9 protein-coding genes and 2 pseudogenes are annotated in these 11,472 nt (G+C 71.5%); 4 read left to right on the plus strand and 7 right to left on the minus strand.

Features of this window, described 5'->3' with window-relative positions:
* Positions 1 to 22 precede the first annotated feature (22 nt).
* The 3 genes from ACTWQE_RS21880 (at position 23) to ACTWQE_RS21890 (ending at position 2,649) form a co-directional block, all read left to right on the plus strand.
* Entirely contained in the window at positions 23 to 679 is a 657-nt protein-coding gene (locus ACTWQE_RS21880) for a TMEM175 family protein (RefSeq protein WP_443330711.1), read from the plus strand.
* Between the two features lie 232 nt (positions 680 to 911).
* Positions 912 to 2,126: a helix-turn-helix domain-containing protein gene (locus ACTWQE_RS21885; RefSeq protein WP_443330712.1), complete on the plus strand. Its 1,215-nt coding sequence runs from the start codon at positions 912 to 914 to the stop codon at positions 2,124 to 2,126.
* Between the two features lie 79 nt (positions 2,127 to 2,205).
* Positions 2,206 to 2,649, plus strand: a complete 444-nt coding sequence (locus ACTWQE_RS21890; RefSeq protein WP_443330713.1) for an ATP-binding protein — start codon at positions 2,206 to 2,208, stop codon at positions 2,647 to 2,649.
* Positions 2,650 to 2,751: 102 nt separating this feature from the next.
* Here the strand turns inward: ACTWQE_RS21890 and ACTWQE_RS21895 are convergent, their stop codons facing one another.
* From ACTWQE_RS21895 to ACTWQE_RS21925, 7 genes and pseudogenes are all read right to left on the minus strand, one after another.
* Positions 2,752 to 3,891, minus strand: a complete 1,140-nt coding sequence (locus tag ACTWQE_RS21895) for a serine hydrolase domain-containing protein (protein WP_443330719.1) — start codon at positions 3,889 to 3,891, stop codon at positions 2,752 to 2,754.
* A 167-nt stretch (positions 3,892 to 4,058) separates the two neighbouring features.
* Positions 4,059 to 4,487, minus strand: a complete 429-nt coding sequence (locus tag ACTWQE_RS21900; protein WP_443330714.1) for a hypothetical protein — start codon at positions 4,485 to 4,487, stop codon at positions 4,059 to 4,061.
* A gap of 217 nt (positions 4,488 to 4,704) precedes the next feature.
* Positions 4,705 to 5,871, minus strand: coding sequence for a serine hydrolase domain-containing protein (locus tag ACTWQE_RS21905; RefSeq protein WP_443330720.1), 1,167 nt, complete (start codon positions 5,869 to 5,871; stop codon positions 4,705 to 4,707).
* A gap of 145 nt (positions 5,872 to 6,016) precedes the next feature.
* Positions 6,017 to 6,811 carry an energy-coupling factor ABC transporter ATP-binding protein gene (locus ACTWQE_RS21910; protein ID WP_443330715.1) on the minus strand — a complete coding sequence of 265 codons (795 nt, stop codon included), beginning with the start codon at positions 6,809 to 6,811 and terminating at the stop codon, positions 6,017 to 6,019.
* Positions 6,799 to 7,560: a cobalt ECF transporter T component CbiQ gene (gene cbiQ, locus ACTWQE_RS21915; RefSeq protein WP_443330716.1), complete on the minus strand. Its 762-nt coding sequence runs from the start codon at positions 7,558 to 7,560 to the stop codon at positions 6,799 to 6,801. The genes ACTWQE_RS21910 and cbiQ overlap by 13 nt, the downstream gene beginning before the upstream one ends.
* 1 nt (position 7,561) lies before the next feature.
* Positions 7,562 to 7,927, minus strand: a pseudogene (locus ACTWQE_RS21920) (PDGLE domain-containing protein); the annotation flags it as partial.
* Between the two features lie 248 nt (positions 7,928 to 8,175).
* Positions 8,176 to 8,904 (minus strand): annotated as a pseudogene (locus ACTWQE_RS21925) (energy-coupling factor ABC transporter permease); the annotation flags it as partial.
* A gap of 312 nt (positions 8,905 to 9,216) precedes the next feature.
* Between ACTWQE_RS21925 and ACTWQE_RS21930 the strand changes: the two are divergent.
* Entirely contained in the window at positions 9,217 to 11,241 is a 2,025-nt protein-coding gene (locus ACTWQE_RS21930) for a DHA2 family efflux MFS transporter permease subunit (RefSeq protein ID WP_443330717.1), read from the plus strand.
* The last annotated feature ends 231 nt before the right edge of the window (positions 11,242 to 11,472 follow it).

The raw sequence follows: 11,472 nt of genomic DNA on the forward strand, positions 1-11,472 counted from the left end.
CCGCACGCCTAACGTTCACGGCGTGGATCATGCACCAGCTGCCGCGGGGACCGGTGCGGGCGCCGAGCGTCTGGCGGCCCTGTCGGACGGGGTCTTCGCCATCGCCATGACCCTGCTGGTGCTCGACATCTCGGTCCCGGCCGGGCTGAACGACGCGGAGTTCCGCGAAGCCCTGGGCGATGCCGTTCCGAACCTCGGGGCCTACGTGTTGAGCTTCGCGGTCATCGCGCAGTTCTGGAGCGGCCACCGCCGGATTCTGAGCGGCTTCCCCACGGTGGACGGCACGGTCATCGGGCTCACGCTGCTGGGCCTCGGCCTGATCGCGCTGTTGCCGTTCCCCACCTCGCTGCTCGCCGAGTACGGCGACGAACCCGCGGCCGTCGCCATCTACTCCGGGAGCGTCGCCCTCCAGAACATGGCCCATTTCGCGCTGCTGCTCACCTCCCACCGGCGCCTCGGCCGCCCGGCCGACCCGGTCACGCTCCGGGCACGGCGCCTCGACGTCGCCGATATGTGCTCGACCGTGCTGGTGTTCGGCATCGGCGTGCCGCTCGCCTTCGTCTCCCCGACCGTCGCTCTCTGGTTCTGGCTCACTCTGGTCCCGGCCAAAGCCGTGATCGGGCGCCGGCAGCGACGCGTGGCACCGGGCCGGACGACCGCGCCCGGCAGCCCGGTGTAATGCGGCGGAGTCATCCTCGCCGGGGCCGGTACGCCCTCCCGTCAGGCGAGCCATCCGGCACCTCAGTGCTCAGAAGCGCGAAGGCCGGTGCGAACGCCACCATGGTGAGCACTCCGCGGGGCGGCCCCCACCGCGCATTCGCTGCGGTGCCAACCAAGTGACTACTCCCCGACGTTGGGAAGTGCGGCACCGATCAGGCGTACCGTGGATGGCGACCCGGACTGAGGTGACCATGGCTGACGCTCTGACCATCGGAGACCGGCTGGCGGCGGTGCGGACACGGCGCGGTGTGACACAGGAACAGCTCGCGGAACGGGCACGCCTCAGCGTGGACACCGTGCGCAAGCTGGAGCAAAACCAGCGCCGGACCGCGCGGCTGGCCACACTGAACGCACTGGCTCGCGCCCTGGATGTGGAGACATCCGTGCTCGTCGGCCAGCCGACGGTGCTGGAGCCCGCCAACGGTGCGGAACCGCCCAGCATCCTCGCGCTGCGCCGCGCCGTCACTCCCCTTGCGGACATACCGGGACTCGGCGAGACCGACGACGACGTGCCGCCCCCCTCCATCGCCCAGCTTCGGGCTGCGATCCGGTCCACCGAAGCCGTCCGCCGCCGCGGCGAGTTCACAAAGATCACCTCGCTGCTGCCGGTATTGATCTCGGATGCGAGGGCGGCCGTCCGGGCCCATACGGAAGGCGATCGCGCCGCCGCACAGGCGGTGCTCGCTGAGGCGTATCAGATTGCCGCGACCACGCTCGCGGGTCTCGGCAAGGAGGATGCCGCCTTCACAGCGATCGAGCACTCCATCGCTGCCGCACGGCAGTCCGACGATCCCCATCTGGAGACGATGGCCATTTCGTGCCTGTCGTGGATCTTCACCAAGCAGGGCCGCATCGACGACGCGGAGCGGGTGGCGGTCGAAACGGCCGCCCGGATCGAGCCGGGCTTCCGCTCGTCCCCGGTCGACTTGTCCCTGTGGGGCATCCTCTTGCTGCGCGGCGCGACCGCTGCCGTACGGGCCGAGCGCAAGGACACCGCCAGGGACCTGCTGTGCCTGGCCTCGGCCGCCGCCGCCCGGATCGGTACGGACCGCTTGGACTACGCGACGCCCTTCGGCCCCACCAACACGGCCGTTGCCACGGTGAATGCGTACGTGGACATGGGAGAGCCCGCCAAGGCCATCGACCACGCCGAGCGTCTGCCTGACATGTCCTCCCTGCCGCCGACCTGGCTGGCCAGGCATCACGTGGACCGCGCCCTCGCCTACGCCGACATGAGCCGCGATGACAGAGCCGTCCGCGCCCTGCTGGCGGCCGACCGTGCCGCACCCGAATGGATGCGTTACCACGCCACATCCCGCCATCTCGTCACGGAACTCCGGGGACGCGAACGCAGGCGGCATTCACCGGTCAGGGATCTGGCCATGAGACTGCATATCGAGGAGTAGGACGCAGCGTCTCAGGGGAACGGTCCGGTCGCACAGCTCGTCCCTGTTGTCGGCCTTGTCGCCGTAGCACTGTGCGCCCATGACAGAAGCCGTACGGGCGGAAGCGACCGCGCCGCCCTCGATGAAGGCCTCCTCCGAGGCAAACTGGCAGTTCAGGCGCAGCGCCCGGAGCATTCCTCTGGCCCGCGCCGTCCTCCGAACGCAGCTCGCGGCGTGGGACGTCGCCGGAGAAACCGCCGATACCGCGTGCTTACTGCTCTCCGAGCTCATGACCAACGCGCACACCCACGCACGTGTGCCTCGGGGGCGCGAGATCGGCGTCCGGTTCGCACGGTACGACGGGCTCCTTCGTGTCGAAGTAGCTGATGCAAGTGTCCAGCGGCCGACTCCCCGTACACCGTCTGCCGATGAGGAGCACGGGCGCGGGTTGGCGCTCGTGGCCGCTCTCGCCGAGAGGTGGGGCGTCTGCCCGCGTCGTCACGGCATCGGCAAGGCCGTCTGGGCGGAGATCAGGCTCCCGTAGGGAACGAGAGGTGAGGCGGTCGGCGCAGACCGGCAACCGGGTTCCGCATGCGCCGCCGAACCGCACGAGGAGGTCATGACACAGGTCGGGCCCGACCGGAGGTCAGAGGGCGGCGTAGACGGCGTCGATGAGGGCCATCTTGCGGGGGTCGTCCGCGATGTTGGGGCCCATGGCGTTCATGACGTAGCCGATGCTGACACCGGCTTCCGGGTCGCCCAGGCCGAAGGAGCCCCCGTAGCCGTCGTGGCCGAAGGCGCGGGGGTTGGGGCCGTACGAGCCTCGGGGCCCGCTCAGCCAGCAGCCCAGTGCGATCTCCGTCTCGCGCCCCATCCCCGCGCCCACGACCAGGTCCAGGCACGGGCCCTGGCCCTCCCGGATCCGGTCGACCGCGTCCCGTCCGAACACGCCCCGCTCACCGGCCAGGAGCCCGTACAGGGCGGCGACCGCACGCGCGGTGCCGTGGCCGTTGAGGGCCGGCAGCTCGGCCCGGCGCCAGGGTGCCGTATTCGCGTCCGCGGCCCCGACCACGGGGTTGGACAGGGCAGCGATCGCGGCCGGGTGCAACTGGGCGAAGACCGCACTCTGTTCGCTGCCGGCCGTCGCCCGCGGCGGCAGGAGTTCCGCGACCCGGGAGCCCTCGGACTCCGGCAGACCGATGGTGAAGTCGATGCCGAGGGGCCCGGTCACGCGTTCCCGCAGATACGCGCCCGTGGTCCGGCCCGTCACCCGGCGGATCACCTCTCCGACCAGGAAGCCGTACGTGAGGGCGTGATAGCCGGAACGGCTCCCCGGCTCCCACCACGGCTCGGTCGCCGCAAGCCGGGAGACCGTCAGCTCCCAGTCGTAGAGGTCGGCCACGGTGGTGGGCTCCCGCAGGCCCGCCAGCCCCGCACGGTGGGACAGCAGGTACCGGACCGGCAGCTCTTCCTTGCCCGCCGCCGCGAACTCGGGCCAGTAGCGGGCCACCGGAGCGTCCAGGTCGAGCCGTCCGTCCTCGACCAGCAGATGGGCGAGGAGGGCGGTGACTCCCTTGGTCGTCGACCAGACGTTGGCAAGCGTGTCCCGCTCCCACCGCCGGGTGCGGGCCGCGTCCGCCCAGCCGCCCCAGAGGTCCACGACGGGCTCTCCGTCGACCGATACCGCCACTGCCGCACCGAGCTCACCCCGGGCGTCGAAGTTCTGCTGGAAGGTTTCGCGCACCCCTTTGAAGCGGGCTTCGCACAGGCCCTGGACCTCGGTCATCGACAAACGCCCCCAACTCCTCGACGTACGGCCGGAACCCGGCAGATCGTACCGACCGGTCGGACCGGCGGGAAGACGGCCTCTCCTCGGTCGGCCACCCGTCGTCGCCTCCGCCACCGGCGCGCGCACCGAACCGGACGGGCACCGCCGAGTGACTCGTGCGGAACCTACTCGTTCAGCGAGAGCCCGAGGACGAGCGTGCCCGCGGGCAGATCGATGGTCTGGTTACGGTCGAAGGGCTTGTCCCACTCGTTGGTGCCGGTCTTCAGATGCAGCGATCCACGGTTGTTCGCGGTGTGCACCTGGTAGGCGAAGTACGCCTGGTCGGGGTTGGTCGTCCGCCCCGAACCGCTCCAGCAGGTGCTGTGGTTGGGGACGGTGCCCTTGCCCTGGTAGTCGATGACCAGGGATCCGGCCGGCGCGACCGAGCAGTAGATCCAGCGGTCCGGCTTCTGCGCGGCCTTCACCGCGGCGGCCGGGACGGTGGTCTGCTTCCCGGAGGCGGCGGAGACCGGCCCGGCTGCGGCACTCAGGGTGCCGGCAGCGGCCACGACGACCAGGGCGGCGGATGCCTTCCGACGTACGGTGCTGAGCATGTTCATTCCCCCATGCAGTAACTGTTGGGCCCAGGGGGTCGTGGTCTCGCCCCCGTGACCCTGTGGGCAAGAACAACTCTGCGTGGTTCCTGGGACGTTGCCCACCTGGAACCTCTGAGGGTGCGGGTGGATGCGTCGGGCGGAGCCGTAAGACGCCGGGCGAGCGGCCAGTGAGGTTTCCCGGCGCCGTTTCGGGCCACGGTCCGGGCCGGGCCGGTCAACCCCTCTGCGCCGCCAGACAGTCGCGGACCGCACGGACCAGGGCCTGGGCCCTCGGGTCGGCGGTGACGTTCTGCTGCATGCCGTTGGTGACATAGCCGAAGGCGGTACCGGACTCCGGGTCGGCGAAGCCCAGGGAGCCGCCGCGGCCGGGGTGGCCGAAGGAGCCGGGAGAGAGCAGCGGGGAGGCGGGGCCGTGGAGCATATAGCCCAGCCCGAAGCGGGTGTTCACGACGAGGACCCGGTCCGGACCCGCGGACTCCTCGGTACGCGCCAGGGTGAGGGTCGCGGGCGCGAAGAGGGGCCGTCCCCCGTCGGGCAGGGCACCGATCAGCGCGGCATAGAAGCGGGCCAGGGCACGCGCCGTGGCGATGCCTCCCGAGGCGGGCAGTTCGGCCGTGTGATACGCGGGGTCGTTCTCGTCGGGGAGTGGGTCGATGGCGGAGAAGGCGCGGCGGGTCAGGGTGGCCGGGTCCCGGTAGGCGTCGGAGACCGAGCGCTTGGGGCGGACGCGCAGCCCCTGCGCTGCGGGCGGCGTGGGGGTTTCCACATCCGCGATCCGGCCGGTCCGGCCCGCCGCGGACGCCGGCAGTCCGATCCACAGGTCCAGGCCCAGCGGCCCGGCGATCTCCTCCGCCACCCAGCGTCCGATCGTCCGGCCGGTGACGCGCCGGACGAGCTCGCCGATGAGCCAGCTGTAGGTCTGGGCGTGGTAGCCGTGCGCGCAGCCGGGCTCCCACGCGGGCGCCTGCGCGGCAACGGCCCGTGGGCCGCTGACCCCGTCGGTGGCCTCGGACGGAGTCAGCGGGGTGTCGAGGACGGGCAGCCCGGCGCGGTGCGTCAGCAGATGCCGTACGAGCACCCGCTCCTTGCCGTTGGCCTTGAACTCGGGCCAGTACGTGCCCACCGGGGCGTCGAGGTCGAGCAGCCCCCGCTGGTGCAGCATCAGCGGTACGGCGGCCGCCACGCCCTTGGTGGCGGACCGTACGACCTGCGCGGTGTCCTGTGTCCAGGGTGCGGAGCCCTCGGCGTCCGCCGTACCCGCCCACAGGTCGACGACCTTCCGGCGCCGGGTGTGGACGGCGACCGCCGCTCCGCGCTCCCCGCGCTGCTCGAAGTTACGGACGAAGGCGTCCCGGACCGGCTCGAAGCCGTCCGCCACCATGCCCTGGACGTCCACCACTGGTGCGTACTCCTGCCACGACTCGTTCGACCGACAACCTCCCCATGGTGCCTGGGCGCCGGTGGCGGGCCGACGGCGGGGGCCGTCCGTCCCGGCGGCCGGACATCCGGAAGGGGAGCGGCGGGGCTCAGGCCGTGGGGACCGTCACCGAGCGCGGATCAAAACCGAACGGCAGCTCGAGCCGGTGGGCACGCATCAAGTCCCCGTCGCACAGCAGGTCCTGGGTCCGGCCGTCGGCGGCGATCACACCGCCGCTGAGCACCACCGAACGCGGACACAGCTCCAGGGCGTAGGGCAGGTCGTGGGTGACCATCAGCACGGTGACATCGAGCGACCGCAGAATGTCCGCGAGTTCGCGCCGCGACGCGGGGTCGAGGTTGGACGAGGGCTCGTCGAGGACCAGGATCTCCGGCTCCATGGCGAGCACGGTGGCGACCGCGACCCGGCGGCGCTGGCCGAAGGAGAGATGGTGCGGGGGCCGGTCGGCGTAGGCGGCCATACCGACCCGCTCCAGGGCCCGTACGACCCGGGCCTCCAGCTCCGGGCCGCGCAGCCCGGCGGCGGCCGGGCCGAAGGCGACGTCCTCGCGGACGGTGGGCATGAAGAGCTGGTCGTCGGGGTCCTGGAAGACGATGCCGACGCGGCGGCGGATCTCCGCGAGATTCCGCTTCTCCACGGGCAGGCCCGCGACCGCGACGCTGCCCGCCCCGCCGGAGAGGATGCCGTTGAGGTGCAGGACGAGCGTGGTCTTGCCTGCGCCGTTGGGGCCGAGGAGGGCGACGCGCTCACCGCGCGCCACGGTCAGATCGACGCCGAACAGCGCCTGGTGGCCGTCGGGGTAGGCATAGGCGAGGCCGCTCACGGCGAGCGAGGCGGGGACTCCGGGAGAGGGGGAGGCGGGGGTCGCGGTCACAGGGTCCATCCCATCAGGCATATGGCGAGGGCCGCGGCGGGCAGGGCGGCGGCGTACGACCACTGGGCCCGGGTCGCCGCCATGTCGTCGATCATCGGCATGGTGCCCGCGTAGCCCCGGCTGACCATCGCGAGATGCACCCGCTCACCCCGCTCGTACGAGCGGATGAAGAGGGCCCCGGCCGACTTCGCCAGCACGCCCCACTGCCGGATCCCGCGCGCCTCGAAGCCGCGCGAGACCCGGGCGATCCTCATCCGGCGCATCTCATCGGTGATCACATCGCCGTAACGGATCATGAAGGAGGCGATCTGGACCAGCAGCGGAGGCATCCGCAGCCGCTGGAGGCCGAGCAGCAGGGCACGCAGCTCGGTGGTCGAGGCGAGCAGGACGGACGCGGCGACGCCGAGCGTGCCCTTCGCAAGGATGTTCCAGGCGCCCCAGAGTCCGGATTCGCTCAGCGAGAGGCCGAGCACCTCGACGTACGGGCCGTCGGCCACGAACGGCATCAGCACTGCGGCGACCACGAACGGGACCTCGATGAGGAGCCTCTTGAGCAGGAGGCCGGCGGGTATCCGGGCCACGGCGGCCACGGCGCCGAGCAGCAGCGCGTACAGCCCGAAGGCCCAGACCGTCTCGCGCGGTGTGCTGACCACGACCAGCACGAAGCAGAGAACGGCTGCGATCTTGCAGTGCGCCGGGAGCCGGTGCACGGGCGAGTGGCCGTGCCGGTACAGCTGGTGCGCGTGCCCCGCTCCCATGTCAGCCGACGTCGGAGGAGGCTGCGGAGGAAGCGGCCACGGAGGAGGACGGCGTCCGGCGGCGGACGACCCAGAAGACGCCGGTGCCGACGACCAGGGTCGCGCCGACGCCGATCACGCCCGCCAGGCCGCCGGAGAGCCGGGGGTTGTCGACGTTCTTGGTCTGGTAGTCGGCGAGGGGGGAGTTTGCGGCGGTGTGGACCTCGACCTTGTTGTCCATGCCGTGGTCGGCGGCGACCTTCTCCAGGCCGTCGGGGCTGGCGGAGGCGTAGTAGCTGAGGCCGCCCGCGAGGAGCAGCGCGGCGAGGACGCCGACAATCCACAGACGCCTGACGCTGAACGGGGCCCGCTTCCGGGCCGCTTCGGGGGCCTCGGACGCGGCGGCCCCTGACGCGGGGACGGACGCGGGGACGGACGCGGACTCGGACGCGGGGACGGACGCGGTGGGGGTGACGGGCGTGGATGCGGACGGCCGGGCGGCCATGGCCCTGTCCTCCTGGAGTGCTGCGGCGGTGGCCTTCTGCTCGTTCTCTCCGGCGCGCGTCATCAGGCGCTCGCCTCCTCGGAACGCGGCGTGGCGCCCTCCGGGGTCCGCCCGCCGAGGGCGGTTGCCCCTGACGCGGCGGGCGCGGCGACGGTGGAGTCCGCGGGCGCCACGGGCGTCGACGGGGCAGCCGTCCGCAGGGCCGGCGGCTGCTGGAGCCCGCGGGCGCCGTGGACCAGGTCGGGGCGTACGGCCATCACCGCGCCCACCGTGAGGGCGGTGATCGCCGCCTCGCCGAGGCCGATTACGAAATGGACCCCGACCATCGCGCCGAAGACCTTGCCGATCGCGATATCGGCGGTCCCGCCGATCGCGTAGAGACCGGTGAAGGCGACGGCGGCGGCCGGTACGGAGACGAGGGCCGCCACGAACGCGGCCGCCGTGACCGACGCACGGCTGCGCGGCAGCACCGTCACCAGGCCGCGGAAGAGGGCGTAGGCGACCGGAACCGCCACGACGGCCATATCGGTGATGTTGACGCCGAGCGCGGTGAGACCCCCGTCGGCGAACAGAATCCCCTGCATGAGCAGCACCACGGAGATACAGAGCACCCCCGTGAAGGGCCCGACGAGGATCGCCGCGAGCGCGCCGCCCAGCAGATGCCCGCTGACGCCGACCCCGACGGGGAAGTTGAGCATCTGAACAGCGAAGATGAAGGCGGCGACGAGGCCGGCCAGGGGCGCGGTGCGCTCCTCCAGCTCACGGCGGGCGCCACGGAGACTGACCGCGACCGCGACCGCCGCGACGGCGCCGGTGGCCACGGACACGGGTGCGTCGATGAATCCGTCGGGAACATGCATGGCGGGGCTCCGCTGGGTTCGCTGTGAGGAACTGTTCAATGATAGTGGCTACCTGCGAATGATTCGCAAGAGCGCCTTCCGCGCGAGAGAGGCTCACCTCGCGCCGGGCCCCGCCCTCCGGTGCGCCGGAGGGCGTTTACGGTCGGGGCGGTACCACCGAGCGCGGCCCCCGGCCGGGACGAGTCTGCGAGAATCGCCCGGACAGATCCGGGGTGGCGGGCCGGGCCTTCTGACCAAATCCTGAAGAGGACGCCGTTGCAGACGCCGTTCCAGGGTGCCGGGGACGCGATCCGCCGAGGGAGGTCGGACGCCATGATCATGGCCGCCGAGTCCCCTGTCGCCCCGCCCCAGCTGAGCCGCCGCCGTACCAACGCCGTGTTCGTGACGGTCGTCGTCGGGCTGATGCTCGCCGCCCTCGACCAGCTGATCATCTCGACGGCGCTGCCCACGATCGTCGCGGAGCTGGGCGGTGCGGGGCACATGGCGTGGGTGGTGACCGCGTATCTGCTCACCGAGACGGTCGCGACCGTCCTGGTCGGCAAGTTCGGCGACATGTTCGGCCGCAAGGTCGTCTTCCAGGTCAGCGCGGTCGTCTTCGTCGTCGGCTCGATCCTGGCCGGCTCCGCGAACAACATGCTCATGCTGATCGGGGGCCGGGCCATCCAGGGCATCGGCGGCGGCGGTCTCATGGTCACCGCGATGGCACTCATCGCCGACGTCATCCCGCTGCGGCAGCGCGGGAGGTACCAGGGCGCCCTGGGTGCGATCTTCGGGATCACCACCGTCGTCGGCCCCACCCTCGGCGGGGTCTTCACCGACCAGGCCACCTGGCGCTGGTGCTTCTACATCAACGTCCCCATCGCGGCCGTCATGATCGTCATGGCCGCCCGGACGATCCCGGTCATCCGCGCGGCGTCGCGACCGGTCATCGACTACGCGGGCATCGTGCTGGCCTCCATCGGGGCGTCCGCCCTCGTCCTGGGACTGGAGTGGGCCGGGAGCACCTACCCCTGGGGATCGGTGACGATCATCGGGCTGTTCATCGGCTCCGCCGTGCTGCTCACCGCGTTCGTCTTCGTGGAGCTGCGGGCCCGGGAGCCCATGATGCCGATGGACCTCTTCCGGAATCCCGTGTTCACGGTGTGTTCGATCCTCAGCTTCATCGTCGGCTTCGCACTGCTCGGAGCCCTCACCTATCTGCCGACCTACCTGCAGTTCGTCGACGGGATCACCGCGACCGCGTCCGGGGTGCGGACCCTGCCCATGGTCATCGGACTGCTGGCCACCGCCCTGCTGGCCGGAGAGGTGGTCAGCCGCACCGGCCGGTACAAGATCTTCCCCATTCTGGGCTCCGGGATCACCGCGTTGGGCCTGGTCCTGATGTCCACCATGGGCGCGAGCACCGGCCCGTGGCTGGAGACCCTTTATATGTTCGTGCTGGGTCTCGGCATCGGACTGACCATGCAGGTGCTGACGATCGCGGTGCAGAACACGGTCCCGTACCACGAACTGGGCGTCGCGACCTCGGGTGTCACCTTCTTCCGTACGTTGGGCAGTGCCTTCGGTACGGCTGTCTTCGGGAGCCTGTACATCAGCAGACTGGAGCCCAACCTCGCCGAGGCGCACGCCGCGTCTCCGGGGGTCCCGGACGGGCTGGTGCAGAGCCCCAAGGGGCTGCATCTGCTCCCCGACGCCCGCGCGGCCCCGTTCATCGAGGCCTATGCCGACACCGTGAACGATGTCTTCCTCTGGGTCGTCCCGGTGTCGCTCGTCGGCTTCGCGGTGGCGTTGTTCCTCAAGGAGGTGCCGCTGCGCGACAGCGCACGCGCCGGGGCCATGGACATCGGGGAAGGGTTCGCCGCGCCGGACTCCCCGGACGCCGACCAGCAGCTGGCACGTGCCGTGGCGAGTGTGATGCGCAGGGCGGAAGGGCCGGTCAGCCGTCAGCTCATCGCCGAGTGCGGCAGTCCGCTCTCCCCCGACGAGGCCTGGGCGGTCGGTCAGGTCCACTGGCGCGCCCGGCTCCGGCGCGGGGCGCATCTGAACGCGATCGCCGCCGCGCACCGGATGCCGGTGGAGGTCCTGGAGCCGGTGTTCGACCGGATCGTGGAGGCCGGGTACGCGGACCGGGACGGCGACCGGCTCCGGCTCACGACGGCCGGACAGGCGGAGATCGACCGGCTGACCACCGCTTGGCGGCACTGGCTCGACGAGCGGCTGGAGGACTGGGACGTCAGTGACCCGGTGGACCGAGCCCGGATGGACCGTGCGCTCGACCATTTGGCGGCCGAACTCCTGGAGGAGGCGGAGTCCCAGTACGAACGCACCCCGGTGTGAGCCTTCACGGGCGACGGTGCACGGCGAGTCCCTGTACCGCGGATCGGTGTACGGCGGATCGTCCGTACGGACGGCGAGCGGTGTACGGACGGTTGGAGGGACGGGCGGTCGGTGTACGGCCGGTTGGAGGGACGGGCGGTCGGTGTACGGCCGGCGGGCGGACGACGGACGCGGAGGACCGACGGCGGTGACGGCCGGTCGGCGTACGGACAGCGGGCCGTTGTACGGACC

This window comes from Streptomyces sp. 8N706, from assembly GCF_052245415.1.
In the GTDB taxonomy this organism is placed as follows: Bacteria; Actinomycetota; Actinomycetes; order Streptomycetales; family Streptomycetaceae; genus Streptomyces.

What these genes read in the sequence shown, in the direction of transcription:
- ACTWQE_RS21885 (WP_443330712.1), top strand. Translation starts at nt 912, where the DNA reads ATGGCTGACGCTCTGACCATCGGAGACCGGCTGGCGGCGGTGCGGACA.
- ACTWQE_RS21890 (WP_443330713.1), top strand. Translation starts at nt 2,206, where the DNA reads ATGACAGAAGCCGTACGGGCGGAAGCGACCGCGCCGCCCTCGATGAAG.
- ACTWQE_RS21895 (WP_443330719.1), bottom strand. Translation starts at nt 3,891, where the DNA reads ATGACCGAGGTCCAGGGCCTGTGCGAAGCCCGCTTCAAAGGGGTGCGC.
- ACTWQE_RS21900 (WP_443330714.1), bottom strand. Translation starts at nt 4,487, where the DNA reads ATGCTCAGCACCGTACGTCGGAAGGCATCCGCCGCCCTGGTCGTCGTG.
- ACTWQE_RS21905 (WP_443330720.1), bottom strand. Translation starts at nt 5,871, where the DNA reads ATGGTGGCGGACGGCTTCGAGCCGGTCCGGGACGCCTTCGTCCGTAAC.
- ACTWQE_RS21910 (WP_443330715.1), bottom strand. Translation starts at nt 6,811, where the DNA reads ATGGACCCTGTGACCGCGACCCCCGCCTCCCCCTCTCCCGGAGTCCCC.
- cbiQ (WP_443330716.1), bottom strand. Translation starts at nt 7,560, where the DNA reads ATGGGAGCGGGGCACGCGCACCAGCTGTACCGGCACGGCCACTCGCCC.
- ACTWQE_RS21930 (WP_443330717.1), top strand. Translation starts at nt 9,217, where the DNA reads ATGATCATGGCCGCCGAGTCCCCTGTCGCCCCGCCCCAGCTGAGCCGC.